Origin of the sequence: Pikeienuella sp. (genome assembly GCF_046290545.1) — a bacterium.
GTDB lineage: Bacteria > Pseudomonadota > Alphaproteobacteria > Rhodobacterales > Rhodobacteraceae > Pikeienuella.
In genome coordinates this window covers 222,422-246,398 of sequence record NZ_JBKAGV010000004.1, presented here as the reverse complement: position 1 = coordinate 246,398, position 23,977 = coordinate 222,422, and the positions used below count along the sequence as shown (strand labels likewise).

The window sequence follows — 23,977 nt, the reverse complement described above, 5'->3', positions numbered from 1 at the left end:
CTCAGATCAGGCCGACCCGCCGGCGGATCCCCTCGTCGCGGAGCGAGATGTCCTTCCCGTGGAAGGACGCCGCCTCCGGCCCCGTCGCCCAGAGAATCGCCCGGGCCGCCCAGTCCGCCGGGATATGCGCGGAGGGCGCGAGGCGGGAGACGCGGTTGACCCCGGAGGCGCGGATCGCGGCCTGCATCTCCGTCGCCACTGTGCCCGGGCTGAGGCCGACGATGCGCACGCCCGTCCCCTCCGCCTCCAGATCGGCGCAGCGCGTGAGCATGAGCGCGCCGGCCTTCGAGGCGCAGTAATGGCTCCATCCCTCCAGCGGGTTGAGCGCCGCGCCGGAGGAGACGTTGACGACGACGCCCCCGCCGCGCGCCCGGAACCGGGGCAAGGCGGCGCGGAGGCCGTGGAACACGCCCTTCAGGTTCACGTCGATGACGGCGCCCCAGGCCTCCGGGTCCATCGTCTCGATCGGGCCGATTGGTTCGATCGCGCCGGCGTTGTTCACGAGGATGTCGAGCCCGCCGAACGCCGCCTCGGCCTGCGCCGCCGCCGCCTCGACATCGGCGAAGCGGGCGACGTCGCAACGGACGGCCTCGGCCCGCCCGCCCGCGGCGACGATCTCCGCCGCAAGCCGCCCCGCCTCCCCGTCGCTCCGCGCCGCGAGAATCACCGCGGCGCCCGCCTTGGCGAAGAGGCGCGCGGCGGCCGCTCCGATGCCCCGGCTCGCGCCGGTGACGAGAACGACCTTGCCCTCCAGATGCGTCATGCCCCCTCCCCCTCGAACCGGTAGCGATGCAGCGCCGGCCCCTCCCGCTTCAGCCAGTCCCGCTCCCGCCGCCATCCGGGGCGGAGACGCTCCACCAGCGCCCAGAAGCGGGGGCCGTGGTTCATCTCCACGAGATGCGCCGCCTCGTGCGCCGCGACATAGTCGAGCGCGGAGGGCGGCGCCATCGCGAGCCGCCACGAGAAGCTGAGATCGCCCCGGCCGGTGCAGGAGCCCCAGCGCCCCTTCTGGTCGCGGAGCGTCAGGCTCCGCGCGCGGGCGCCGAGCGCGGCGGCGCAGTCCTCCACGGCGGGGAGCAGCGCGGCGCGGGCGCGCTCCTTCAGCCAGGCGGCGAGCCGCGGGCCGGCCTCGCCCCTGCCCTGGAGGATCACGCGATCCCCCTCGATCCGCGGGGCGCGGCGGGGGCCCGGCGCAGCCTCGATCGTCAGAAGCCTGCCGCCGACGGGAAGGGCGGCTCCCGGGCGGACCGGCGACGGCGCCGGCGCGCGCGCCAGCGCCTCCCGCAGCCAGTCCGAATGGCGGAGAAGGAAGAGCCGCAACTCGCCCTCCATGGCGCCCGGCGGCGCCGTCAGGCGCGGCGGCGCGCCCGTCTGCGGCACGGTGAGCGTGATGCGCCGCGCGCGCGGGGCGCGACGGATCTCCACCTCCGTCTCCGGATCGTCGAGCCGGATGCGGAGCGGCGCCCCCGGCATCAGCTCTCGTTGCGGCGGGCGCGGGGCTTGCGCGGGGTCGCGGGCTTCCGGGGCTCGGCGGAGGCCTCAGGCTCCGGCGCCGCGTCGGCGACGAGGCGGAGCGGCGCGGTCTTGGCCGCCCGCGCGAGCCGGGCGGCGAGCGCACCGCCCCGGTTCTCCGCGAGAAACTCCACGATTCGCGGGCGAATCGAGTTGCGGAAGCGCGAGCCGTTGAAGACACCGTAATGGCCGACCTCGGGCTGTTCCCAATGGAACTTCATCGCGCCCGGCAGATCGGGGCAGAGCACATGCGCCGCCGCGGTCTGGCCGCGGCCGGTGATGTCGTCCTTCTCGCCCTCGACCGTCATCAGCGCGATGTCGGTGATCGCCTCGGGCCGCACCTTCCGCGCCCCGCGATACATCATCCGGCCCTTCGGCAGGGCGTGCTTCTGGAACACGGTCTCGATCGTTTCGAGATAGAACTCGGCCGTCATGTCCATCACGGCGAGATATTCGTCATAGAACGTGTTGTGCGCGTCCGCGCTCTCCCCGTCGCCCTGGATCAGGTGCTGGAACTGCTTCATGTGCGCGTCGACATGCCGGTCCAGATTCATCGACATGAAGCCGGAAAGCTGGAGAAATCCCGGATAGACGCGCCGCATGAAGCCGAGATTGGGGAACGGCACGGTGACGATCACGTTCTTCTCGAACCAGGAGAGAGGCCGCGTAGTGGCGAGCACGTTGGGTTCGGTCGGGTTGCGCGTCGTGTCGATGGGGCTGCCCATCAGAACGATGGATGCGGGGCGGTGCGGATCCCTGTCCTCGGCCATCACCGCGGCGGCGGCGAGAACGGGCACGCCAGGCTGGCAGACCGCCATGACCGCCGGCCGCTCCCCCCGGAGCTCGTGCAGGGCTGCGCAGAAGTCGCGCACGTAGTCGATGTAGTCGTCGAGGCCGAACCGGCCCTCGGAGAGCGGCACGTCGCGCGCGTCGATCCAGTCGGTGATGTAGACCTCATGGTCCTTCAGCATCGCCTGCACGGTGCCGCGCAGGAGCGTCGCGAAATGGCCGGACATCGGCGCGACGATCAGCACCGCGGGGTCCTTCCGCGCCGCGGCGCCGTCCCGCCGGAAATGGAGGAGCGTGCAGAACGGCTTCTCGATCACCGGCTCCTCGAAGACGGCGATCTGCTCGCCGTCCACCTCCACCGTCTCGATGCCGAATTCCGGCTTGCCGTAGCGTTTGGTGGCGGAGACGAACATCTCCAGCATCGCCGCGGATGTGCGGGCGGGCAGCGCCTCGGCGAAGGGATTCAGCGGGTCCCGCAGCATCCGCATGGAGAGCTTCGCCGCCTGCCGCATCGGCGCGATGGCGGCGTGCGTGAATTCATAGGCGTGATAGAGCATATTGTCCCCTCGGTCCCGCGAGGCGGCGCCAACCCCACATGCGCGCGCGTCGCATTACTGAAACACTAGACACCGCCTTGCGGCGCCACAAGGCGATTTCGCATCTGCGGCGCCTGACGCAGGGTCAGCCGCAGCGGCTTTCCTTTTGACTGCCGCCGGGACATGTGGCATTGCCCCGCTTCTTTCGAATCGACCGTTCCCACGGGGGAAGTCTGATGCCCAAAGACGAATGGGGCGTGAAACGCCTGTGCGGCGCCTGCGGCGCCCGCTTCTACGACCTGAACCGCGACCCGGTGGACTGCCCGAAATGCGGGGCGACCTACGAGCCGGCGATGGCCCTTGCGGTCAAGTCGCGGGTCACGAAGGCGGCCGCGTCGAAGGTCGTCGTCGAGGACGACGAGGACGAGGAGGATCTCGACGTCATCGAGGCGGATGACGAGGAGGACGCCGAGGACGAGGAGGAGATCGTCGAGGCGCCGCTGATCGTGGCCGCCGACGACGATGATGATTCCGATCCCCTTGTCGCCGCGGACGACGACGACGAGGAAGAGGAAGAGGACGAGATCGAGGAGGACGTGCTGCTCGCCGACGACGACGAGGAGGACGACGACGACCTCGGCGAGTTCTCCGGCGTCGACCTCGACGAAAAGGACGTCTGACAGCCGCCCGCGGCGCGGCGCGCCCGATTTCGGGCTTGCGCCGCGGCGCGCGCGGACCTAGAGAAGCGCGCACCGCCCGGCCCCATCCGGGCGGAGACGACAAGGGGCCGTAGCTCAGTTGGGAGAGCGCTTGAATGGCATTCAAGAGGTCAGGGGTTCGATTCCCCTCGGCTCCACCATCCCGCCGCAGATGATCCGGCCTGGCGCCTTGGCGACGGGATCAGGCGCTCTCCCGAAGAAGCGCCTCCGGCCTGCGGAGCCTAGAGAAGCTGGCTGAGCTTCATCGCCACCGCCATGTCGCCCTCGACCTTCAGCTTGCCCTGCATGAAGGCCGCCGTGGGATCGAGGTCTCCGGCGATGATGGCCTCCAGGTCTTCGAGGGAGACGCCGACGGTGCAATCGGCGTCCTGATCCGTCGTCGAGACGGACTGACGGTCGATCACCAGCACTCCGTCATCGCCGCAATCGAACTTGATCGAGGCGTCGAACGCCCCGCCCTCGACGCGGGCCTTCATGTCGTTCGCGAGATCCTGCACGCTCATCCTTGTCTCCCCTTCGGCTGTCGCGCCTGAAAATGACGGGCGCAGGGCGGAATGGGAAGAGGCGACGCAAGGTCAGCCCGCGAAAGGCGTGGCGCCGCCGCGCCGGACGGCTAGTCTCGCCGGAAAACCGGAGGAGACCCATGCAGTTCACCGCTGAGCACCGCCAGCTGCGAGACACCGTCGCCCGCTTCGTGGCGGAGGAGATCAACCCCCATGTGAAGGACTGGGAGGCGGCGGAGCAGTTTCCCTCGCACGAGGTCTTCAAGAAGCTCGGCGATCTCGGCCTCCTCGGCGTGAAGTACCCGGAGGAGGATGGCGGGCTCGGGCTCGATTTCTCCTACGCGATGGTGGTGGCGGAGGAGCTGGGCAAGATCGATTGCGGCGGCGTGCCGATGGCGATCGGCGTGCAGACGGACATGTGCACCCCCGCCCTCGCCCGCTTCGGCTCCGAAGCGTTGCGCAAGGAGTTCCTCCGCCCCGCCATCGCGGGCGACGCGGTGGGCTGCATCGGCGTCTCGGAGCCGGGCGCGGGCTCGGACGTGGCCGCGACGAAGACATGGGCGCGAATCGACGGCGACGACTACGTCATCAACGGGCAGAAGATGTGGATCACCAACGGCATGAAGGCCGACTGGTGCTGCCTCCTCGTCAACACCGAGCCGGACGCCGCGCCGCACAAGGCCAAGTCGCTGATCATGGTGCCGATGGACAGCCCCGGGATCACGCGCCAGAAGATCCACAAGATCGGCATGAATTCCTCCGACACGGCGCAGCTCTTCTTCGACGACGTGCGCGTGCCGCGCCGCAACATTGTCGGCAAGCCGGGGGACGGGTTCCGGATGCAGATGATGCAGTTCCAGGAGGAGCGGCTCTGGGCCGCGGCGAACGGGCTGCCGAGCCTCGACAGGATGATCGACGCCACGGTGGAGTATTGCCGCCAGCGCGACGCCTTCGGCAAGAAGCTGATCGAGAACCAGGTGATCCATTTCCGCCTCGCCGAGCTCCGGACGGAGGTGGAGCTGTTCCGCTCCCTCGTCTGGCGCGCGGTGGAGGATTACGTGAACGGGGAGGACGTGACGCGCCTCGCCTCCATGGCGAAACTGAAGGGCGGGCGGCTCAGCCGGGAGATTTCCGATTCCTGCCTGCAATACTGGGGCGGCATGGGATACACGCGGGACAACATCGTCAGCCAGTTCTACCGCGACGGGCGGCTCTGGAGCATCGGCGGCGGGGCTGACGAGGTGATGCTGGGCATCATCTGCAAGTACGAGGGCACGCTCCCGCCCCGCCTGCAATGACATTCACCCGCCTTTAAAGGCGGATGCGCTTTCTGGAGCCGCAACATGGAGGCGCGAACATGCGGATGATCGGAGCGGCGGCCTTTCTGGGCGTTCTTGCGGGCTGGGCTTCGGCGGAGGGAGCCGAGCGCGACTGGGCGCACAAGGACTGGCGGGCGGAAATGCGGGGCGAAGTCTGCTCGATCCATACGGGCGGCGATGCGGAGGGCTCGTTCCGGCTGGAGTTCGATCGGGGCGGCTTCAACGCGGAGGCGATCTATCATCCGCTCTGGTATCGCTCGGAGCCGCAGCCGCTGGACTTCGACGACGGGTTCGAGATCCTGATCGACGGAGAGGCGATCTGGCTCGGCGACGAGCTTTCGGTCTATGTCGGCGCCGACGAGTACGGCGACTATTTCCGCGCCGCGGCCCTCACCTCCGGCTTCGTGCAGGAACTGGCGACGGCGCTTCGCGCCGGCGGACGCATCGGTTTCGTCGTGTTGCGGGCCGGGCGGGAGCCGGCGCTCTATGACGAGCTGTCCCTCTCCGGCTTCACCGCCAACTTTCTGAAGGCCGCTGAATGGTGCGGCTTCAACCCGGACGCGCTGCCGGCCTCCTGACGCCGCGTCGCGCTTGGCGGCGCGCCCGCGCCGCCATAGCCTGCGCGCGAAAAGGGAGGCGCGCATGAGCGGAACCATCGACATCGAGACGAAGGAGGGCGTCGCCCTCCTCGTGATGAATCGCCCGGAGAAGAAGAACGCGCTGACCGACGCGATGTATCACGCGCTGGCGAACGGGATGGCGGCGGCGGAGGCGGACGCGGCGGTCGGCGCCGTCCTCCTCGCCGGCGCGGGCGGGAACTTCACCACGGGGAACGACATCGTCGACTTCCTCGCAGCGTCTAAGGGTGGGGCGAAAGGCGGGGCCGGCGGGCGCGGCGTCGGGCGGTTCCTGATGGCGCAGGTGGAGGGGAAGAAGCCGCTGATCGCGGCGGTGGAGGGGCTCGCCGTCGGCGTCGGCGCCACCACGCTCTTCCAGTGCGACCTCGTCTATGCGGCGGAGAGCGCCTCGATCCGGACGCCCTTCGTCGATCTCGGCCTCGTGCCGGAGAACGGCTCCTCCCTCCTCGCGCCGCGGCTGATGGGCCATGCGCGGGCCTTCGAGATGCTGGCGCTCGGCGAGCCCTTCGACGCGCGCCGGGCGGAGGCGGCGGGGATCGTCAACCGCGTCGTTCCGGCGGACCGGCTTATGGAGACGGCGCTGGCCGCCGCGCGCCGCCTCGCCGCCAAGCCGCGTGAGGCGCTGCTGGCGACGCGGGCGATGCTCCGGCCCGACCCGGAGGCGGTGAAGGCGGTGAGCCTTGCGGAGAGCCGGGCCTTCGCGGAGCGGCTCGGCTCGGCCGAGGCGCGGGCGGCGTTCGAGGGCTTCCTCGCGCGGAAGGCTTAGGCCCGCCGGTTCCCCCGCCCCGGCGCTTTCGCTACTCTCGCCCCGAAGCCGCCGCGCCCGCGCCCGATTTCCGTGCGAGGAGCGGCGCGAGAGACGAGAGGAGCCTTGCCCATGCGCCGCCTTCCCCTGTTCAGAAGCGCCCTAGCCGGCGTCGCCGCGCTCTTCATCGCCGGCTGCGCCGCGCCGGGCGGCCCTTCCGCCGACGAGCCGAGGACGGTCGCCGCCCGCTCCGCCTCCGAGCAGCGGACGGGCGACCAGGCGCATCCGCAGATCCTCGCGCAGTTCGGCGGCGAGGTCTCCGACCGGGCCCTGCGCGACTATGTGGACGGGATCGGCCGCCGCCTCGCCGCCGCCTCGGAACAGCCTGACGCGAAATGGACCTTCACCGTGCTCGACAGCCCGGTGGTGAACGCCTTCGCGCTGCCGGGCGGCTATGTCTACGTCACGCGCGGGCTGATCGCGCTGGCGAATGACGAGGCGGAGCTGGCGGGCGTGATCGGGCACGAGATCGGCCATGTCACGGCGGCGCATGGCGTGCAGCGGCAGGAGCGGGCGGGGATCGCGCAGATCGGCATCCTCGGCGCGACGATCCTCGGCGCCGTCGCGGGCCTTTCGGGCGACGCGCTGAACGCCATCGGGCAGCTCGGCTCGACCATCGGCCAGGGCTATGTCGCCTCCTATTCCCGCTCCCAGGAGTTCGAGGCGGACAAGCTCGGCGTCCGCTATATCGCGCGGGCGGGCTACGACCCGCTGGCGCAGGCGGATTTCCTCGCCAACATGCAGGCGGAGACGACGCTGCAGGCGCGGCTCGCGGGCGGGGCCTACAACCCCAACCGGGTCGATTTCTTCTCCACCCATCCGGCCACGGCGGAGCGGGTGCGGGAGGCGATGGCGGCGGCCGGCGTCTCCGGCGCCGCGGATGACGGGCGGCGCAACCGCCCGCGCTTCTACGCCGCGATCGACGGGATGATCTATGGCGACAGCCCGGCGCAGGGCTTCGTCGAGGGGCGGCGCTTCAGCCATCCGGAGCTGCGCTTCACCTTCACGGCGCCCGAGGGCTTCCGCATCCAGAACTCGGCGGCGCAGATCACCATGGCGGGGCCGAACGGGGCCGGGATCGTCTTCTCCGGCGACGACCGGCAGGGGCAGGACGCGGCGGGCTACATCGCCCGCACCTGGGCCCCCGGCATCGCCCGGCAGACGCGGACGGGGCAGCTCCAGAACGTCCAGCGGGGGCGGATCGGCGGGCTGGAGGCGGCCTCCGCGCTGCTCCCCGCGGAGACGCAGCAGGGCGTCCGCATCCTCCGGCTCACGGCGATCCGGGACGGGGACAGGATCTGGCGCTTCATGGGCGTGCAGCCGCAGGGGCAGGACCGGCTCGGCCTCGTGATGGACCAGGCGGCGGCGAGCTTCGCCAAGCTCTCCCAGCGCGAGGCGGCGGCGCTGAAGCCGCTCCGCATCGCGATCCACGACGTGAGGGCGGGGGACACGCCGGCGAGCCTCGCCCGGCGCATGGCCCTCGCGGACAATCAGGAGGCGCGGTTCCGGGTGCTGAACGGGCTCGGCCCGCGGGAGGGGCTGCGGGCGGGACGCAAGGTGAAGCTGGTGGTGCGGTGATCTGACGGGTTTATCACGCGCGGCGCGAGGTCGGCCGACGCTCGAACGGAGCGCGGAGGGTCGCGGGCTCCCTCGGGGGGCCGCCTCGGAGCGATTGGTCGAAGCGGTTTATGGCGTCAGGAACTCTGACGGTTGCGCCTCTTGCGACGTTGCTATGCGGCCTCCCTTGGGGGGAGGGAGGCCGCGGCCCGGGCTGGTCGCCCGGGCCAGGGGGCGAGCGGGAGCGCGTCGTTTCTGCCCGGCCGGGTCCACAAAGCCGGGCCAGGCGCACGAATGTTTCAATCGAACACGTCGCCCGCCGCCGCGCCCCAGATCTCGGTCTTGAGAACCCAGCCGTGGGCGCCCTTGACGTCCGCCTCGCACCAGTCCGGCGTGCAGGCGGAGAGGGAGAGGATCACCCCCGCCTCGGCCAGCGCGGCGAGCGGCGCCTCCCGGTCCGGCTCGGCGCGAAGCGCGGCGCGGGGGGCGGTGACGACCGCGGAACGGTCGCCCCGCAGCATGGCGTGATGGACCCAGCCGCCGGCGTCGTCCACATCCCGCACCCGGCGCCAGTGCCCGTGCTCGGCCACGATCTCGAGCGGCATGCCGCGGCGCTGGAACACCCAGTCCACCCGGTGGCCGATGCCCGGCCCGCGCCGCACGTTGACGGTTTCCGCCTTCAGGCTCACGAAGCGCGGCAGCGGCAGGTTCGTCTCCGGCCCCAGAGTCTCCGCCGTCGCCGGTTGCGCCAGCGCCAGCGCCGCCGCGAGGAATGCGCCCTTCATCCGTTTCATGCTCTGCCCGCCTCGGGGATCGGTTTCTTGTGGTCTTGTTTGCCATATCCTATCACGGCTTTCTGTTCCTGTCGCAACCGGAAGGCCCGCCCATGCCCACGCGTCTCAAGGTCGTCGTCACCCGCCGCCTGCCCGAGCCGGTGGAGACGCGGCTGCGCGAGCTCTTCGACGTGACGCTGAACATGACCGACGCGCCGATGGACGCGGAGGCGCTCTCCGAGGCGATCGCGACGGCGGATGTGCTCGTCCCCACCGTGACGGACGAGATCGACGGCAAGCTCCTCGCCCGCGCGGGGGAGCGGCTGAAGCTCATCGCCAATTACGGCGCCGGTTTCGACCATATCGACGTGGAGACGGCGCGGGGGCGCGGCATCCTCGTCACCAACACGCCCGGCGTGCTGACGGACGATACGGCGGACATGACGATGACGCTGATCCTCGCCGTGCCGCGGCGGATCATGGAGGGGGCGGCGCTGATCCAGTCCGGCGACTGGGCCGGATGGTCCCCCACCGCGCTGATGGGGCGGCGGGTGACGGGCAAGCGGCTCGGCATCCTCGGCATGGGCCGGATCGGGCAGGCGGTGGCGCGGCGCGCGCGGGCCTTCGGGATGCAGATCCATTATCACAACCGCCGCCGCCTCCATGCAGACGCGGAGGCGGCGCTGGAGGCGACCTACTGGGACAGCCTCGACCAGATGCTTGCGCGGATGGACGTGGTGAGCGTCAACTGCCCGCACACGCCGGCGACCTATCACCTCCTGAACGCGCGGCGGCTCAAGCTGCTGAAGCCCACGGCCTATATCGTCAACACCGCGCGGGGCGAGATCGTGGACGAGAACGCGCTGACGCGGATGCTGGTCCGGGGCGAGCTCGCCGGGGCCGGGCTCGACGTCTTCGAGCATGAGCCGGCGGTGAACCCGAAGCTGATGGCGCAGAAGAACGTCGTCCTCCTGCCGCATATGGGTTCGGCGACGGAGGAGGGGCGGATCGAGATGGGCGAGAAGGTCATCATCAACATCAAGACCTTCGCGGACGGCCACCGCCCGCCCGACCAGGTCCTGCCCTCGATGCTCTGAGGCGGGGGCGGCTGTGGCCGGGCTCTACGCCTTCGTCGAGGCCAATCTCTGGCTCTGCCTCGGCGCGGGCGTCGTCATCCTGATTGTCGCGGACGAGATTTTCGGGATTTCCCGCGCGCTTTTCGGCACGCCGCCGGAGGACCGGCCGCCCGACCCGCCGCGCGCGGAGCGGCAGGCGGAGAGGGAGGACGGGCCGAAGGTGGAGGACTTCCTGCCGCCGCGGCGGTAGCAACGGCGCGCAACAGGCGCAAGGCGGACGGGGAGCGGCGCGGACGCCGCGATTCGGGCGAAAACCGGAGCGCGCGTTGCGCGATTTCGGGGTCTGATGTGCGAAAACCGGGGGTAGCCGCACAAGGCTCTGATATCGTTCGGGAATTACCCGTCGCTCGTGTATTACAAACGTATTACAAGCGTATTACAAACATATTTCGCCAAAGCCCGCGGCCCGCGATCAGGAGCGTCTTTCCGCCCGGGACGGACAGGACATCCCCGATGACGGGAGGATGCCGGAAAAAGGTCTCCATCCCGTGAATCCGCCGCGCGCTACTCCTCGGGGAGCGCGTGGCGCTTCAGGAGCGGGGCCTGGGTCATCACGAAGAGGATGGTGAGGACGGGGCTGCCGAAGGTCTTGAAGCTCACCCAGAAGCTTTCGGAAAAGCCGCGCCAGACCACCTCGTTCACCAGCGCCATGAAGAGGAAGAAGAGCGCCCAGCGCTTCGTGAAGAGCATCCAGCCCTCGTCGGTCAGCGGGATCAGCTCCCCGGCGAGATACTTGAGCCAGGAGCGGCCGAGCATCAGGCCCCAGAACAGGGCGCCGGCGAAGATGAGGTTCACGATGGTCGGCTTCATCTTGATGAAGGTCGCGTCGTTGAGCCAGATCGTGAGCCCGCCGAAGACGACGACGACGACCGCCGTGACCATCGCCATGCGCGGCAGATGCCGCGTGAGCGACCAGGAGATCGCGAGGGAGAGGAGGATCGCCGGGATGAAGGCGATGGTCGCCACGACCACCCCCTGATACTCGGCGCCGAAGAGCGAGACGCTTTCCTCCGCATAGGCGCGATAGGTCAGGAAGAAGACGGCCAGCGGCCCGATCTCCAGCGCGATCTTCACCCAGGGGTTCATGGCTTTTTCGATCATGCCGGGGGCATAGCGGAATTCAGCCGCGCCGGGAAGCGGGCCGGTCAGGCCGCTTCGCCGCAGCGGCGGATGAAGTCCCGCATCAGGGCGAAGGCGCGCTCGGGCTGGTCCTGCGTCACGCCGTGGCCGCAATCGGCCAGCCGCTCGAACCGGGTCAGCGCGGGCGGGGCGCAGCGGGCGATCTCCTCGCTGAAGGGGATCGGGGTCACCGGGTCGTCCTCCCCGCAGAGGACGAGCGTGGGGCAGGCGAGCCGCGCCAGCGCCTCGCGGTAGTCGAAGCGGCCCTGCTCCCGCCCGGGGCCGTTGAAGTGGAGCGAGATCTCCGTCCCCTGCGGAATCCGCGCCCAGAAATCGGGCGGGGCGGGGCGGCGGGTGTAGAGCGGCAGGCAGATTTCGTGATAGCGTGCGCGGCTTTCCGCGCTCGGGGCGAGCCAGTAGCCGGCGGCGGCTTCCTCCGCCCCGGGGCCGCCGATGCGGCCGAAGGCGGCGATCATCGCCGCGAAGTCGAACCGGGCGGCGGTGCTGGCGAGGATCAGCCCGGCGGGATGTTCGGGCCGCGCCGTCGCGTAGGCCTGCGCGACGAAGCCGCCGAAGGAGGCGCCGTAGACGACGGGCCGCTCGATCCCGAGCGTCTCGCAGAAGGCGTGAACATCCTCCCCCCATTGCGCGAGGGTCCAGAGCGCAGGGTCCCCCGCCTCGCTCCGCCCGGCGCCGCGATGATCGAGCCAGATCACCTGCGCGACATCGGCGAGCGCGGCGAAATCGGGCTTGTAGATCGAATGGTCGGCGCCCGGCCCGCCATGGAGGAGGAGAAGCGTCGGCCGCTTCCGCATCCGCGGCCCGTCGGGGACGAGGCCCATCCCCTCCACGTCGAAATAGAGCCTTACGCCGTTGACCTTCACCTGCATACGCCGCTCCTCACCCGAACTCCACGAGCGCGGCGCCGAGGGCGATGAGCGCCATGAGGAGGGCGCGGACGGGCCCGACCTCCTCCTTGAGAAACACCCAGCCGATGATCGCGGCGAAGACGACGGAGGTCTCCCTGAGCGCCGCCGCCTCGCCGACCGCGCCGAGGCGCGTCGCCATCATCACCGAGCCGAAGCTGACGAAGGCGACAAGCGCGGCGACGAAGCCGCGCTTCATCATCGGGCCGAGCGGCGGGCGGGAGGGCCCGCGCTTCCGCCAGAGGATGAAGGAGAGGACGGGGAAGAACACCCCGTCCACCACGAAGAACCAGAAGAGGAAGGAGAACGGGTTCTCCGCCAGCCTGATCCCCCAGGCGTCATAGGTCGTGTAGCCGGCGGTGAAGAGGCCGGTGAAGAAGGCGAGGATCAGCGCGTTGACGAGCGTGTCCCGCTGCAGCTTCACGCGCATCAGGTTCACGCCGGCGAGCGCCATGATGGAGAGGGAGAGGAGCAGCACCCCGCCCCATTGCCCGAGCCGGAACGTCTCCCCGAACACCACGCCTGCGAAGAGGACGGTGGCGAGCGGGCTGACCCCGCGCACGACGGGATAGACGACCGTGAACGCGCCGCGGGCGTAGGCGGCGGCGAGGAGGAGCTTGTAGGCGGTGTGGATCAGGAAGACGCCGATGAAGACGGGCGCAAGCTCGAGCGGCGGCAGCGGAAAGACGAAGAGCGCGATGGGGAGCGCGATGGCGAAATACCAGATGTCGATGGCGCCGCGGATCAGCCACGGGTCCATCCCCTTCGTCTTCTGGAGCGCGCCGAAGGAGGCGTGGGCGAGCGCGGAGACGAGGGCGAGGACGGTGGCGACCAGCCCCGCCGTCTCCGTCCCCTCGATGCTCGCGACCCATTCGGTCAGCATGGGCCGTTCTCCCGCTTCCGCCGGGATTAGCGGGTTTGCGGGGCCGCGGGAAGCGCGTCTATGAGACGGCCGAAGCCGCTGCGAGCCGGGAGCTGACCAGAGTTCTCAGCCGCTCCACATCGAGCGGCTTGGGCAGATAGGCGTCCATTCCAGATTCGATGCAACGCGCCCTGTCGCCGGCCATGGCATGGGCCGTGACGCCGACGATCAGCGTCGGCTCGACGCCGTCCTCGCGCTCGCGCTTGCGGATGAGGCGCGTGGCGTCATAGCCGTTCATCACCGGCATGGAGACGTCCATCAGGACGATGTCGGGGCGATGAAGCGTCGCCGCCTCCACCGCCTCCGCGCCGTCATGCGCCTCGATGACCCTGAGCGGCAAGGTCGCGAGCATCTGTTTGGCGACGAGCCGGTTGACGACATTGTCCTCGACCAGGAGCACGACGCCGATCTCGCCGGTTTCCGGCGCCGCCCGGGACGCGACCGGCGCGGCATCGGCCGGTGCGGGCGGTGCGGGCGGAGCCGCCTCCGCGATACGCCGGCTGCTGTTCGAGAGGGCGTTCGCGAGCGCATCGAAGAGCGCCGAAGCCGCAACCGGCTTGAGCAGATACTGGTCCGCGGACATTTCGGCGGGGGCCGCATTCGACGAATCGACCGAGGAAAGAAGCACGATGCCGACATCCTTCATCGCCGGATCCCCCCGGACGGCGGCGATGACGTCATCGCCGCCGAGGCCGGGCATGTGCTGATCGAGGATCACGACGTCATAGGGGCGGCCGGCGTGAGCCGAACGGCGGATCATCTCGATGGCCTCGCGGCCCGTCGAGGCGGCGTTCTCCGTCATCCGCCAGGACTGCACCAGCTCGCGGAGAACGAAGCGGTTGACCTCGTTGTCGTCGACGATCAGCACGCGCTTGCCGGCCACGTCCGCCGCCACTGTCAGCCTCTCCTCCACCTCGGCCCCGGCGGGAAGGGTCAGTTCGATCCAGAAGATCGAGCCGCCGCCGGGCGCCGGCTCGACGCCGATCCGCCCCCCCATCTGGAGAATCAGGCCGCGCGAGATGGCGAGGCCCAGGCCGGTTCCCTCATGCGACCGGGTGGCGGAGTCGTCCAGCTGCGTGAAGCGCTCGAAAATCCGGTCCTGCATGTCAGGCGGAATGCCGGGCCCGGTGTCCTGAACCTCCATCCGGAGGGCGACCATCTCGACCCCGTCGATCGTGTGCGTCTTGCCGGTCAGGTTGACGTAGACATGGCCCGCGGGCGTGAACTTCACGGCGTTGTTGATCAGGTTGACGGTCACCTGCCGGAGCCGGTCGAGATCGCCGACCACGTAGCGCGGAAGATCGGGCTGGACGCGGACGGTCAACTCTATCCGCTTTTCCTCCGCAAGCCGGGCCACCATCATCAAAGGCTCCGACACGACGCGGCTCAGCTTGAAGGGCCTGCTTTCGAAATTGAGCTTGCCGGCGTCGACTTTCGAGATGTCGAGAATGTCGTTGATCACGCCCAGCAATTGCTCGCCGGATTTGATCACGACCTCGTTGAGCATCTTCTGGCGCTCGGTCAGCTCGGTCTCGGACAGGAGGAGCGACATGCCGATCACGCCGTTCATCGGCGTGCGGATCTCGTGGCTCATCGTCGCGAGGAAATTCGACTTGGCCTGGTTGGCCGCCTCGGCCTTCGCCTGAAGCTTGCGCGTCTCGCGAAGCGTCATCGCCAGCGCCGTCGCAGGAACCCCGAAGGCCGCCGCGAGGAGGAACATCACGATCAACCCGAAGACCTGATAGTCGGCCATCACGACCGCGCGCGTCGCGGTCTGATCGAAATAGACCTCAAGAACGCCTGCGATCCGGCCGTTCTTCAAAAGCGGAAGATAGGTCTCGCTGTAGAAATCCGGCCGGTTTGGCTTGTCGCCGCCGTCCTTGACCTCAGTGAAGGGGACGCCGCTCGTGACGACAGAAAGGGCGGCCGCATTGTGTTTGGCCAGTTCGCCGCTCTTCGCTTGCGCATCCTCGGTATCGAAGTTCAGGCGGCCGACCTCGTCAAAAAGCTTGAAGCGGAAGATATCTCCGACCTGCATCAGATGCGCGATTCTCTCCCTCGTCGCCTCGTCCACCGAGGCGCCCTGGGCGACATCGTGGATCGTCTCCAGATGCGCTGCGGCCACCTCTGCGAAGACGACCGACTGCCATTCCGCATGTCGGATGACGGCGCGCTCGACATGGGTGAGGTAAGTGACTCCGCCGCCGGCGGCGAGGAGAGCGAGTATCGCCCCCATTTGCGCCATCTGAATTCTTGTCACAGCGATCCCGACCCCGGCTGATGCGGCCAAGAGGTCATTGGAGGGAAATTGTTAAGGAGAGGTTTGCTCGCGGATTGCGGGCGACGCGGCGCGGCCGGGTCAAACCCCCGTCAGCGCCTTCGCGAATTCCTCCGGGTCGAAGGGCTGGAGGTCGTCGATCTGCTCGCCGACGCCGATGGCGTGGATCGGGAGGCCGAACCGGTCCGCCAGCGCGACGAGGACGCCGCCTTTCGCGGTTCCGTCCAGCTTCGTCATCACGAGGCCGGTGAGGCCGGCGACCTTGCGGAAGATGTCGACCTGGGAGAGGGCGTTCTGGCCCGTCGTCGCGTCGAGGACGAGGAGCGCGTCATGCGGCGCGGTCGGGTCCTTCTTCTTCAGGACGCGGACGATCTTTTCCAGTTCGGCCATGAGGTCGGCGCGGTTCTGGAGCCGGCCGGCGGTGTCAATCAGGAGGATGTCGGCGCCCTCCGCCTCGGCGCGGGAAAGCGCGTCGAAGGCCAGCGAGGCCGGGTCGGCGCCTTCGGGCGCGGTCATCACGGGAACGCCCGCGCGCTCGCCCCAGACCTGGAGCTGTTCGACCGCGGCGGCGCGGAACGTGTCCCCCGCCGCGATGACGACCTTCTTGCCGGCGCCGCGGAGCTGGCTCGCGAGCTTGCCGATCGTCGTCGTCTTGCCCGAGCCGTTGACGCCGCAGACGAGGACTACCTGCGGCTTCAGGCCCTTGAGGCGGAGCGGGCGGGCGACGGGTTCGAGGATGCGGGCGATTTCGGCGGCCAGCGCCGCCTTCACCTCCGACGCGCCGACGCGGCGGCCGAAGCGGCCCTCGGCCATCGCGGCGGCGACGCGGAGCGAGGTCTCCACCCCCATGTCGGCGCCGATCAGCAGCTCCTCCAGCTCGGCGAGCATCGCATCGTCCAGCACCCGCGTCGGCTCCGCGCCGCGGCCCGTCACGGCGCCGGCGAGGCGGGCGGCGAGGCCGGGCTTCGCTGGTTCGGGCGCGGGGGCGGTTTCCGGGGTGGGGGCGGGCGCCGGCGCGGCCTCGACCAGCGCGGCCACGCCCTCGTCGAGTTTCGTGGAGGATCGGGTCAGCCGATCCTTCAGCTTGCGGAAGAAACTCATCGCCCTCGCGTCTCCGGCCTGTCCGTTTCCGGCCCCTGATACCGCCTCGCGCGCGCCAAGGCCACCTTGCGCCCGCGCCGTCTCCGGGCGAGGCTCGCGCCAAAACGGAGGGGCGCATGACGACGGACGAGGAACCGGGCGAGGACCTTCACGAGCGCATTCTCGCGGCCATCGACGGAGGGGAGTTCCCGCCCGGCGCGCGGCTGCTGGAGGCCGATCTCGCGACGCGGTTCGGCGTGAGCCGCACGCCGGTGCGGGAGGCGCTGCGGCGGCTCGAAAGCCAGGGCGTGGTGACGCACGAGGCGCGGAAGGGCGCGGTGGTGGCGACGCTGGACTATGACCAGCTCGGGGAGCTTTACGCGGTGCGCGAGGTGATGGAGGGGCTCGCCGCGCGGCTCGCGGCGCGGAGCGCCTCGGCGGCGGAGGTCGCGCTCCTCTTCGAGATGATCGAGGCGGACGAGGCGCTGACGGAGCCGCGGGCGCTCGCCCAGGCCAACAAGCGCTTCCACCGGCAGCTTCAGCGCGCGAGCCACAACCGCTACCTGATCGAGACGCTGGGGCCCGTCCGCCGCTCGCTCTCCCTCCTCGGGGGGACGACCTTCGCGGCGCCGGGGCGGGCGGAAAGCTCTGCGCGGGAGCATCGCGCCATCGTCGAGGCCGTGGCCGCGCGGGACGAGGCGGCGGCGGAGGCGGCGGCGCGCGCCCATATCGCCAGCGCCTACGCCGTGAGGCTCCGCTTGGAAGCGGCGCGTTGACGCTCTATCCTCCCGACCGGAAGGAGCAATTCCATGCTGACCAAACCCCTCGGCCGCCTGCGCCTCGGCGTCAATATCGACCATGTCGCGACGATCCGGAACGCCCGCGGCGGCGCCGCGCCGGACCCGGTGCGCGCCGCGAAGATCGCGGAGGCGGCGGGGGCGGACGGGATCACCGCGCATCTGCGCGAGGACCGGCGGCATATCGTGGACGCGGATATCGAGGCGATCCTCGCCGCGATCTCCATTCCGCTGAACTTCGAGATGGCGGCGACGGAGGAGATGCAGAAGATCGCGCTCCGCCACCGGCCCCACGCCGTCTGCATCGTGCCGGAGCGGCGCGAGGAGCGGACGACGGAGGGCGGGCTCGAAGTCGCGCGCGAAGAGAACCGGCTGGCGCATTTCATCGCGCCGCTCAGGGAGGCGGGCTGCCGCGTCTCGATCTTCATCGCGGCGGACCGGCGGCAGATCGAGGCGGCGGCGCGGATCGGAGCGCCGGTGATCGAGCTGCATACGGGCGCCTATTGCGATTATCACGCCGAGGGGCGGGTTGCGGAGCGGGATGCGGAGCTGGCGAAGCTCCGCGACATGGCGGCCTTCGGGCATTCGCTCGGCCTCGAGGTTCATGCCGGGCACGGGCTGACCTACGAGACGGCGGCGGAGGTCGCCGTCTTTCCCGAGGTGATGGAGCTGAACATCGGGCATTTCCTGATCGGCGAGGCGATCTTCTCCGGGCTCGACAGCGCGATCCGGCGGATGCGGGAGGTGATGGACCGGGCGCGGCGCGAGGCCTTCGGGGCGGGCGCGGCGTGAGGGGGGAGTGCGGCGCCTCACCTTGGGGCCGGAACCATAGGGCCACCCGGCCGGACTCCGCGGAACGGCTGCGACATGCGCCCGGCCGATTTGACCCGCGTCAAATCGGCCCGCGGCCGCGTCGGGCGTATACGCTCGACCCCGGCGGCCGCGATTCCGCGGCCACCGCAGCGGCCGCGCTCCGATTTGGAGCTGTTCGGGCAAGCTCGGCGCCCCTCGGCCTCCGGCTTGCGCCTCCGGCCGAACGGCCTCTGCAGGTCTCCACTGGAGACCTGCTGATCGAGGCCGTGGCGCTGCTTCAGCCGCCTGCGCAGCGGAACGGACAGCGCCGGAGCGCCCGATGACCGACCTCGCCTTCCTCCTCGCCCCCGCCATCGCCTTCGCCGTCGCCTGCGGGGCGCCCGGGCCGGCGACGCTCGGCGTCGCGGCGACCGCCATGGCGCAGGGGGCGGGGGCCGCGGCGCGGTTCTCGCTCGGGCTCGCGCTCGTCCTCGCGCTCTGGGGCGCGCTCGTCGCCGCGGGGCTCGGGCCGCTGCTTCTCGCCAGCGCGGCGGCGCTCACCGTGCTGAAGATCGGCGGCGGGCTCTTTCTCCTCTGGCTCGCCTTCGGCGCGGCGCGGAGCGCGATGCGGCCGGGCGGGGCGCCGGCGCCCGCCGCTGCGCGCCGCCATTTCGCGCGGGGCGCGCTCCTCAACGCGATGAACCCCAAGGCGATCCTCGCCTGGGCGGCGGTGATCGCGCTCGGCCTCGGGCCGGAGACGACGGGGGCGCAGATCTGGGCGATCTGGGCCGTTTGCTCCGCCATCGGCCTCCTCATCTATCTCGGCTATTCGCTCGCCTTCGCGGCGCCGCCCGCCCGGCGGCTCTACGCCCGCGCAAGGCGGGGGATCGAGGCGGCGACGGCGGCGCTCTTCGGCCTCGCCGGGCTCCGGCTGCTGACATGGAGGCCGGAGGCGCCATGATCATCGGCATAGGCTCCGACCTCGCAGACATCCGCCGGATCGAGAACACGCTCAACCGGTTCGGGGAGCGGTTCGTCATGCGCGTCTTCACCGAGATCGAGCGCCAGAAATCCGACCGGCGGAAGGAGCGGGCGGCGAGCTACGCCAAGCGCTGGGCGGCGAAGGAGGCCTGTTCCAAGGCGCTCGGCACCGGGCTCCGCATGGGCGTCGCCTGGGCGGAGATGGGGGTGGTGAACCTCCCCTCCGGCCAGCCGACCATGCATCTGACCGGCGGGGCGGCGGAACGGCTCGCCGCGATGATCCCTGCGGGCCATGTGGCGGAGATCCATGTCACGATCACGGACGACCACCCCTACGCCCAGGCCTTCGTCGTGATCGAGGCCCGGCCGCGCGCCCCGTCGCCTTGACAGCGGCGGGGGCCGGACGCACAAGCGGCGGCCTGATCGGGAGACGCGCATGGCCAGGACGCGAGGCGGCAAGCAGAAGGAAGGGATCGGCGAGACGATCCGGACCATCGTCTGGGCGATCGCCATCGCGCTCGTCTTCCGCACCTTCCTGTTCCAGCCGTTCTGGATTCCCTCCGGTTCGATGAAGTCCACGCTGCTGATCGGCGATTACCTCTTCATCTCGAAATATTCCTACGGCTATTCGAAGCATTCCTTCCCCTGGTCGCTCGGGCCGTTCGACGGGCGCATCTTCGCCTCGGAGCCGGAGCGGGGGGACGTGATCGTCTTCAAGCATCCGCGGACCAACGAGGATTTCATCAAGCGGCTGGTCGGCCTGCCGGGGGACCGCATCCAGATGCGGGGCGGCAAGCTCTTCCTCAACGAGGAGGAGGTCCCGCAAGCGCGGCTGGACGATTTCATCGAGCCGATCGACCCGTCGCGCACGCGCTGCATCGACAAGCCGACCATCGGCGGCGAGGTCGTCTGCGCGAAGGAGGCGTGGACGGAGACGCTGCCTTCCGGCCGGAGCTACACCGTGCTGAACGCGGACGGGAACCTTTCGGCGGCGACGGACAACACCCGCGTCTTCACCGTGCCCGAGGGCCAGTATTTCTTCATGGGCGACAACCGGGACAATTCCAACGACAGCCGGCAGGGCGTCGGCTTTGTTCCTTACGAGAACCTCGTCGGGCGGGCGGAGATCATCGCGATCTCCTCCGACGGGCCGTTCTACGAGATCTGGAACTGGCGGTGGAGCCGGTTCCTCACGGTCATCCGGTGAGCGCCCTTGGCCTCTGACGCGCGCGAGGCGGCGGCGCGGCTCGGCCACGCCTTCACGGATATCGCGCGGCTGGAGGAGGCGCTGACCCATCCCTCCGCCGCGACGCCGGCGCGGCCGCACAACCAGCGGCTCGAATTCCTCGGGGACCGGGTGCTCGGGCTGCTGGTGGCGGAGGCGCTGGTCGCGCGGCATCCGGATGCGAACGAGGGCGAGCTCGCGCCCCGCTTCAACGAACTGGTGCGCAAGGAGACCTGCGCCGAGGTGGCGCGGGAGATCGGGCTCGACCGGGCGCTCCGCCTCGGCAAGTCCGAGGCGCGGACAGGGGCGCGGCGGCGCGACGCCCTCCTCGGCGACGCGATGGAGGCCGCGCTCGCCGCCGTCTATCTCGACGGCGGGCTGGAGGCGGCGCGCGGCGTCATCGCCCGGCACTGGCGCGCGCGGATCGAGGCGCAAGGGGCCGAGGCCCCGCGCGACGCCAAGACCTGGCTGCAGGAATGGGCGCAGGCGCGGGGCATGCGGCCGCCGCGCTACGAGGAAGAGGGGCGGACGGGGCCGGACCATGCGCCGCGCTTCACCGTCGTCGCCCGGCTGGAGACCGGCGCCGAGGCGCGGGCCGAGGCGCGCTCGAAACGCGCCGCGGAGCAGGAGGCGGCGATGACGCTGCTGAAGCTGATCGGAGAACTGGATGGCTGACGTCGCCGAAACCCGCGCGGGGTTCGTCGCGCTGATCGGGGAGCCGAACGCCGGCAAGTCCACCCTGCTCAACGCGATGGTGGGCGCGAAGGTCGCCATCGTCACGCACAAGGTGCAGACGACGCGGGCGCGCATCCGCGGAATCGCGATGGCGGACACGCCCCCGGATTCAGGAGGCGGGCGGGCGCAGCTCGTCTTCGTCGATACGCCCGGCCTCTTCCGCCCGCGCCGGAGGCTCGACCGGGCGATGGTCGCCGCCGCCTGGGCCGGGGCGGACGACGCGGACGTGATCTGCCTCCTGATCGAGGCGCATCGCGGGCTGACGGACGGCGTTCAGGCGATCCTCGACCGGCTGGCGGAGCGGCCGGGGCTGAAGGTCGCGCTCGTCATCAACAAGATCGACCGGGTGAAGGCGCCGGCGCTGCTGCACATCGCGCAGGAAATGAACGCGAAGCGGGATTTCGCGGCGACCTTCATGATTTCCGCCGAGCGGGGGCACGGGGTGGAGGCGCTCCGCCTCTGGCTCGCGGCGGAGATGCCGGCGGGGCCGTTCCTCTACCCCGAGGACGAGATTTCCGACCTGCCGACGCGGATGATCGCCGCCGAGATCACGCGCGAGAAGCTGACGCTGCGGCTGCATGAGGAGCTGCCCTACCAGCTCACGGTCGAGACCGAGAGCTGGGACGATCGGAAGGACGGCTCTGCGGAGATCCGCCAGATCATTTACGTGATCCGCGACGGGCACAAGGGCATCGTGCTCGGCAAGCGGGGCGAGACGATCAAGACCGTCGGGCAGGAGGCGCGGAAGGAGATCGAGGCGCTGATCGGCCGGCGCGCGCATCTCTTCCTCGAGGTGAAGGCCCGGCCCGGCTGGCTCGACGAGAAGGAGCGGTTCGACGCGATCGGGCTGGATTTCTCGGGCGGGGAGGAATGAGGGCGGGGCGGCGGGCCGCCCTCCCCCCTCTCCCCCAACCCGAAGGCGGGAGGGGGGAAGCGCCCGCGTCTTTGTGTGCGCCCGATTGTGTCGGTCCCGGCCTCGATCAGCGGCTTTCCGGGGGAAAGCCGCAGAGGCCGTCGCCCGGAGGCGCAAGCCGGAGGGCGAGGGGCGCCAAGCCTTCCCGAACGTCGAAGATCAGTCCGCGGTCGCCGCGGCGGGCGCGGAAACGCGGCCGCCGGGGGGCGGCGGCCGCGGGCGGATCAGCCGCGGGTCTGATCCGCCGGGCGCTTCTGGACAGGTTCTGCGCAATCCCGAAGGCAGGAAGGCGCGGGCGAAGAACTCGCTCAAACCCCCCGTCTTTCGAACGATGACCGCCCGGCTCACCACCGATCTCTGGGTCTCCGCCTATCTCGCGCGGCTCCGCTTCGCCGCCATCCCCGCCTATCTCGCCGCGAAGGGCGACCCGACCGCCGGCGCGGTGGCGGTGAAGGTCGCGACGATGGACGGGCGCGCCTCCGTCTTCGTGCGCGCCTACGGGGCGGAGGGGGAGCGCGTCTGGTCCCCGCTCGTCGAGGCGGCGGAGGAGGCCGAGGCGGAGGCGGCGCTCGCCCGGCAGCGCCGTTTCGACCCCGATCTCTGGATTGTCGAGATCGAGGATCCGAAGGGCCGGACCCTCCTCGGCGAGGAAGGGCTCGACTGACGGGCGCGCGCGGCGCATCCTTCCCCGAAAACGGGAGGCTCCCATGGCGCTCGACAAGCCGAACACGCTCGATGAATGGAACGCCCGCACCGCGGGCCTCTTCCCCGATCTTCTCGGCGCGAAATTCGAGAAGGTGACGCCGGAGGAGGTGATCGGATCGGTGGAGGTGCGGCGCACGCTCTTCGCGCCGAACGGCTATCTCCATGCGGGCGTCGTGGTGACGCTGGCGGATACGGCCTGCGGCTTCGGCGCCATCGCGGCGCTCCCCGAGGGCGCGACCGGCTTCACCACGATCGATCTCTCCTCCAGCTTCCTCTCCACCGCGAAGGAGGGGCGCGTCGTCGTCCGGGCGAAGCCGCTGCATCTTGGCCGGTCGACCCAGCTCTGGGACGCGGTGGTGACCTCGGAGGCTACGGGCCGCGTGATGGCGCAGTTCCGCTGCACGCAGATGGTGCTCTGGCCCAGGGCCTGACGCTTGGAGTGGCGCGACGAAGGCGTGATCCTCTCCGCCCGGCGGCACGGGGAGGATGCGCTGATCCTAGAGGCGCTGACCGCGGCGCACGGGCGCCATGCCGGGATCGTGCGCGGCGGCGCCTCGCGGAAGATGGCGCCGCTCCTTCAGCCGGGGGCGGATGTGAGCCTCGAATGGCGGGCGCGGCTCGGCGAGCATCTCGGCGCGTTCCGGGCGGAGCCCCTGCGCTCCCGCGCCGGGGCGCTGATGGCGGACGGGGACGCGCTGGCGGCGATGGCGTCGGTCGCCGCCCTCCTGACCGCGTTCCTGCCGGAGCGTGAGCCCTGCCCCGCCCTCCATGCGGCGACGGTTTCGCTTCTGGATTCGCTGGGCGCCGCGCCGGACTGGCCGGAAGCCTATGTCGCCTGGGAGCTGATGCTGCTTTCGGAGCTCGGCTGGCCGCTCGAACTCTCCGCCTGCGCCGTCACCGGGGCGCGGGAGGACCTCACCCATGTCTCGCCGAAGAGCGGGCGCGCGGTGAGCCGGGCGGCGGCGGAGCCCTGGGGCGGGCGGCTCCTGCCGCTGCCGGGCTTTCTCGGCGGCGCGGCCGGGGACGCGAACGGGGGCGGGCTTGCGGAGGGGCTCGCGCTCAGCGGCTTCTTCCTTGAACGCTGGGTCGGCGCCGGCGACCTGCCCGCGCCGCGCGGGCGGCTGGCGGAGCGGCTCGCCCGCCGGGCCTGACGCCCGCGGCATTCGAGGCGAATCCGAAGCGGTTTTCGCTGGCCAAACAGGCGGATCGTGAGAGAT

The 23,977-nt window shown here is 70.5% G+C and carries 27 protein-coding genes and 1 tRNA gene; 18 read left to right on the top strand and 10 right to left on the bottom strand.

All coding sequences use genetic code 11. The annotated features are described in order from the left end of the window. Position 1: 1 nt before the first annotated feature. Genes ACE37J_RS02015 through ACE37J_RS02005 form a run of 3 tightly spaced genes read right to left on the bottom strand, consistent with a single transcriptional unit; the run spans position 2 to position 2,858 of the window. Positions 2-763 (bottom strand): SDR family NAD(P)-dependent oxidoreductase, encoded by a 762-nt coding sequence (locus tag ACE37J_RS02015; RefSeq protein ID WP_409706232.1) that lies wholly within the window; start codon positions 761-763, stop codon positions 2-4. Continuing rightward, complete coding sequence (locus tag ACE37J_RS02010; protein ID WP_409706229.1) at positions 760-1,473, bottom strand: M48 family metallopeptidase; 714 nt, start codon at positions 1,471-1,473, stop codon at positions 760-762. The genes ACE37J_RS02015 and ACE37J_RS02010 overlap by 4 nt, the downstream gene beginning before the upstream one ends. After that, complete coding sequence (locus ACE37J_RS02005) at positions 1,473-2,858, bottom strand: polyhydroxyalkanoate depolymerase (protein WP_409706226.1); 1,386 nt, start codon at positions 2,856-2,858, stop codon at positions 1,473-1,475. The genes ACE37J_RS02010 and ACE37J_RS02005 overlap by 1 nt, the downstream gene beginning before the upstream one ends. Before the next feature lie 215 nt (positions 2,859-3,073). Between ACE37J_RS02005 and ACE37J_RS02000 the strand changes: the two genes are divergently transcribed. Beyond that, positions 3,074-3,517 (top strand): TIGR02300 family protein, encoded by a 444-nt coding sequence (locus ACE37J_RS02000; RefSeq protein ID WP_409706223.1) that lies wholly within the window; start codon positions 3,074-3,076, stop codon positions 3,515-3,517. A 103-nt stretch (positions 3,518-3,620) separates the two neighbouring features. Continuing rightward, a tRNA-Ala gene (locus tag ACE37J_RS01995) sits at positions 3,621-3,696 on the top strand. An 81-nt stretch (positions 3,697-3,777) separates the two neighbouring features. Here the strand turns inward: ACE37J_RS01995 and ACE37J_RS01990 are convergent. Continuing rightward, positions 3,778-4,059 (bottom strand): SCP2 sterol-binding domain-containing protein, encoded by a 282-nt coding sequence (locus tag ACE37J_RS01990; RefSeq protein WP_409706220.1) that lies wholly within the window; start codon positions 4,057-4,059, stop codon positions 3,778-3,780. A gap of 140 nt (positions 4,060-4,199) precedes the next feature. Between ACE37J_RS01990 and ACE37J_RS01985 the strand changes: the two genes are divergently transcribed. From ACE37J_RS01985 to ACE37J_RS01970, 4 genes are all read left to right on the top strand, one after another. Then, positions 4,200-5,357 (top strand): acyl-CoA dehydrogenase family protein, encoded by a 1,158-nt coding sequence (locus ACE37J_RS01985; protein ID WP_409706217.1) that lies wholly within the window; start codon positions 4,200-4,202, stop codon positions 5,355-5,357. A gap of 59 nt (positions 5,358-5,416) precedes the next feature. Continuing rightward, positions 5,417-5,956, top strand: a complete 540-nt coding sequence (locus ACE37J_RS01980; protein ID WP_409706214.1) for a hypothetical protein — start codon at positions 5,417-5,419, stop codon at positions 5,954-5,956. A 64-nt stretch (positions 5,957-6,020) separates the two neighbouring features. Beyond that, positions 6,021-6,782 (top strand): enoyl-CoA hydratase-related protein, encoded by a 762-nt coding sequence (locus ACE37J_RS01975; RefSeq protein WP_409706211.1) that lies wholly within the window; start codon positions 6,021-6,023, stop codon positions 6,780-6,782. Between the two features lie 111 nt (positions 6,783-6,893). Further along, the gene (locus tag ACE37J_RS01970) at positions 6,894-8,399 is read left to right on the top strand and encodes a M48 family metalloprotease (protein ID WP_409706208.1); all 1,506 of its coding nucleotides are present in this window, start codon (positions 6,894-6,896) and stop codon (positions 8,397-8,399) included. A gap of 278 nt (positions 8,400-8,677) precedes the next feature. On the opposite strand, the gene ACE37J_RS01965 is transcribed toward ACE37J_RS01970, so the two are convergent. Further along, entirely contained in the window at positions 8,678-9,172 is a 495-nt protein-coding gene (locus tag ACE37J_RS01965; RefSeq protein WP_409706205.1) for an SH3 domain-containing protein, read from the bottom strand. A 92-nt stretch (positions 9,173-9,264) separates the two neighbouring features. On the opposite strand from ACE37J_RS01965, the gene ACE37J_RS01960 reads away from it, so the two are divergent. Both ACE37J_RS01960 and ACE37J_RS01955 read left to right on the top strand, forming a co-directional pair. Further along, positions 9,265-10,248: a 2-hydroxyacid dehydrogenase gene (locus ACE37J_RS01960; RefSeq protein ID WP_409706202.1), complete on the top strand. Its 984-nt coding sequence runs from the start codon at positions 9,265-9,267 to the stop codon at positions 10,246-10,248. Positions 10,249-10,261: 13 nt separating this feature from the next. Then, entirely contained in the window at positions 10,262-10,477 is a 216-nt protein-coding gene (locus ACE37J_RS01955; protein WP_409706199.1) for a hypothetical protein, read from the top strand. 314 nt (positions 10,478-10,791) lie between these two features. On the opposite strand, the gene ACE37J_RS01950 is transcribed toward ACE37J_RS01955, so the two are convergent. From ACE37J_RS01950 to ftsY, 5 genes are all read right to left on the bottom strand, one after another. Further along, positions 10,792-11,388 (bottom strand): septation protein A, encoded by a 597-nt coding sequence (locus tag ACE37J_RS01950; protein WP_409706196.1) that lies wholly within the window; start codon positions 11,386-11,388, stop codon positions 10,792-10,794. Between the two features lie 44 nt (positions 11,389-11,432). After that, entirely contained in the window at positions 11,433-12,296 is an 864-nt protein-coding gene (locus ACE37J_RS01945; RefSeq protein ID WP_409706193.1) for an alpha/beta fold hydrolase, read from the bottom strand. 10 nt (positions 12,297-12,306) lie between these two features. Next, a complete protein-coding gene (locus ACE37J_RS01940) occupies positions 12,307-13,212 on the bottom strand; it encodes an EamA family transporter (RefSeq protein ID WP_409706598.1) in 906 nt (301 codons plus the stop codon). Positions 13,213-13,273: 61 nt separating this feature from the next. After that, positions 13,274-15,490, bottom strand: coding sequence for a response regulator (locus tag ACE37J_RS01935; protein WP_409706190.1), 2,217 nt, complete (start codon positions 15,488-15,490; stop codon positions 13,274-13,276). Positions 15,491-15,613: 123 nt separating this feature from the next. Further along, positions 15,614-16,633: a signal recognition particle-docking protein FtsY gene (gene ftsY / locus ACE37J_RS01930; protein WP_409706187.1), complete on the bottom strand. Its 1,020-nt coding sequence runs from the start codon at positions 16,631-16,633 to the stop codon at positions 15,614-15,616. Positions 16,634-16,749: 116 nt separating this feature from the next. Between ftsY and ACE37J_RS01925 the strand changes: the two genes are divergently transcribed. The 10 genes from ACE37J_RS01925 to recO all read left to right on the top strand — a co-directional run bounded on the left by ACE37J_RS01925 (position 16,750) and on the right by recO (position 23,911). After that, positions 16,750-17,388 (top strand): GntR family transcriptional regulator, encoded by a 639-nt coding sequence (locus ACE37J_RS01925; protein WP_409706183.1) that lies wholly within the window; start codon positions 16,750-16,752, stop codon positions 17,386-17,388. A gap of 33 nt (positions 17,389-17,421) precedes the next feature. Further along, positions 17,422-18,201 carry a pyridoxine 5'-phosphate synthase gene (locus ACE37J_RS01920; RefSeq protein ID WP_409706180.1) on the top strand — a complete coding sequence of 260 codons (780 nt, stop codon included), beginning with the start codon at positions 17,422-17,424 and terminating at the stop codon, positions 18,199-18,201. A 340-nt stretch (positions 18,202-18,541) separates the two neighbouring features. Next, positions 18,542-19,162, top strand: coding sequence for a LysE family translocator (locus ACE37J_RS01915; protein ID WP_409706177.1), 621 nt, complete (start codon positions 18,542-18,544; stop codon positions 19,160-19,162). Beyond that, positions 19,159-19,569: a holo-ACP synthase gene (gene acpS / locus ACE37J_RS01910; RefSeq protein WP_409706174.1), complete on the top strand. Its 411-nt coding sequence runs from the start codon at positions 19,159-19,161 to the stop codon at positions 19,567-19,569. The genes ACE37J_RS01915 and acpS overlap by 4 nt, the downstream gene beginning before the upstream one ends. Positions 19,570-19,618: 49 nt before the next feature. Then, complete coding sequence (gene lepB / locus ACE37J_RS01905) at positions 19,619-20,389, top strand: signal peptidase I (protein ID WP_409706171.1); 771 nt, start codon at positions 19,619-19,621, stop codon at positions 20,387-20,389. A gap of 6 nt (positions 20,390-20,395) precedes the next feature. After that, positions 20,396-21,082: a ribonuclease III gene (gene rnc, locus ACE37J_RS01900; RefSeq protein WP_409706168.1), complete on the top strand. Its 687-nt coding sequence runs from the start codon at positions 20,396-20,398 to the stop codon at positions 21,080-21,082. Further along, positions 21,075-22,016, top strand: coding sequence for a GTPase Era (gene era / locus ACE37J_RS01895; protein WP_409706165.1), 942 nt, complete (start codon positions 21,075-21,077; stop codon positions 22,014-22,016). Before rnc ends, era begins: the two co-directional genes overlap by 8 nt. Before the next feature lie 370 nt (positions 22,017-22,386). Next, the gene (locus ACE37J_RS01890; RefSeq protein ID WP_409706162.1) at positions 22,387-22,719 is read left to right on the top strand and encodes a DUF1491 family protein; all 333 of its coding nucleotides are present in this window, start codon (positions 22,387-22,389) and stop codon (positions 22,717-22,719) included. Positions 22,720-22,762: 43 nt separating this feature from the next. After that, positions 22,763-23,191, top strand: coding sequence for a PaaI family thioesterase (locus ACE37J_RS01885; protein ID WP_409706159.1), 429 nt, complete (start codon positions 22,763-22,765; stop codon positions 23,189-23,191). Positions 23,192-23,194: 3 nt separating this feature from the next. Further along, positions 23,195-23,911, top strand: coding sequence for a DNA repair protein RecO (recO, locus tag ACE37J_RS01880; RefSeq protein ID WP_409706156.1), 717 nt, complete (start codon positions 23,195-23,197; stop codon positions 23,909-23,911). The last annotated feature ends 66 nt before the right edge of the window (positions 23,912-23,977 follow it).

Excerpts from the sequence above, each read along its gene's own strand:
- ACE37J_RS02015 (WP_409706232.1), bottom strand. The coding sequence starts at position 763 with ATGACGCATCTGGAGGGCAAGGTCGTTCTCGTCACCGGCGCGAGCCGG.
- ACE37J_RS02010 (WP_409706229.1), bottom strand. The coding sequence starts at position 1,473 with ATGCCGGGGGCGCCGCTCCGCATCCGGCTCGACGATCCGGAGACGGAG.
- ACE37J_RS02005 (WP_409706226.1), bottom strand. The coding sequence starts at position 2,858 with ATGCTCTATCACGCCTATGAATTCACGCACGCCGCCATCGCGCCGATG.
- ACE37J_RS02000 (WP_409706223.1), top strand. The coding sequence starts at position 3,074 with ATGCCCAAAGACGAATGGGGCGTGAAACGCCTGTGCGGCGCCTGCGGC.
- ACE37J_RS01990 (WP_409706220.1), bottom strand. The coding sequence starts at position 4,059 with ATGAGCGTGCAGGATCTCGCGAACGACATGAAGGCCCGCGTCGAGGGC.
- ACE37J_RS01985 (WP_409706217.1), top strand. The coding sequence starts at position 4,200 with ATGCAGTTCACCGCTGAGCACCGCCAGCTGCGAGACACCGTCGCCCGC.
- ACE37J_RS01980 (WP_409706214.1), top strand. The coding sequence starts at position 5,417 with ATGCGGATGATCGGAGCGGCGGCCTTTCTGGGCGTTCTTGCGGGCTGG.
- ACE37J_RS01975 (WP_409706211.1), top strand. The coding sequence starts at position 6,021 with ATGAGCGGAACCATCGACATCGAGACGAAGGAGGGCGTCGCCCTCCTC.
- ACE37J_RS01970 (WP_409706208.1), top strand. The coding sequence starts at position 6,894 with ATGCGCCGCCTTCCCCTGTTCAGAAGCGCCCTAGCCGGCGTCGCCGCG.
- ACE37J_RS01965 (WP_409706205.1), bottom strand. The coding sequence starts at position 9,172 with ATGAAACGGATGAAGGGCGCATTCCTCGCGGCGGCGCTGGCGCTGGCG.
- ACE37J_RS01960 (WP_409706202.1), top strand. The coding sequence starts at position 9,265 with ATGCCCACGCGTCTCAAGGTCGTCGTCACCCGCCGCCTGCCCGAGCCG.
- ACE37J_RS01950 (WP_409706196.1), bottom strand. The coding sequence starts at position 11,388 with ATGATCGAAAAAGCCATGAACCCCTGGGTGAAGATCGCGCTGGAGATC.
- ACE37J_RS01945 (WP_409706193.1), bottom strand. The coding sequence starts at position 12,296 with ATGCAGGTGAAGGTCAACGGCGTAAGGCTCTATTTCGACGTGGAGGGG.
- ACE37J_RS01935 (WP_409706190.1), bottom strand. The coding sequence starts at position 15,490 with ATGGGGGCGATACTCGCTCTCCTCGCCGCCGGCGGCGGAGTCACTTAC.
- ftsY (WP_409706187.1), bottom strand. The coding sequence starts at position 16,633 with ATGAGTTTCTTCCGCAAGCTGAAGGATCGGCTGACCCGATCCTCCACG.
- ACE37J_RS01925 (WP_409706183.1), top strand. The coding sequence starts at position 16,750 with ATGACGACGGACGAGGAACCGGGCGAGGACCTTCACGAGCGCATTCTC.
- ACE37J_RS01920 (WP_409706180.1), top strand. The coding sequence starts at position 17,422 with ATGCTGACCAAACCCCTCGGCCGCCTGCGCCTCGGCGTCAATATCGAC.
- ACE37J_RS01915 (WP_409706177.1), top strand. The coding sequence starts at position 18,542 with ATGACCGACCTCGCCTTCCTCCTCGCCCCCGCCATCGCCTTCGCCGTC.
- acpS (WP_409706174.1), top strand. The coding sequence starts at position 19,159 with ATGATCATCGGCATAGGCTCCGACCTCGCAGACATCCGCCGGATCGAG.
- lepB (WP_409706171.1), top strand. The coding sequence starts at position 19,619 with ATGGCCAGGACGCGAGGCGGCAAGCAGAAGGAAGGGATCGGCGAGACG.
- era (WP_409706165.1), top strand. The coding sequence starts at position 21,075 with ATGGCTGACGTCGCCGAAACCCGCGCGGGGTTCGTCGCGCTGATCGGG.
- ACE37J_RS01890 (WP_409706162.1), top strand. The coding sequence starts at position 22,387 with ATGACCGCCCGGCTCACCACCGATCTCTGGGTCTCCGCCTATCTCGCG.
- ACE37J_RS01885 (WP_409706159.1), top strand. The coding sequence starts at position 22,763 with ATGGCGCTCGACAAGCCGAACACGCTCGATGAATGGAACGCCCGCACC.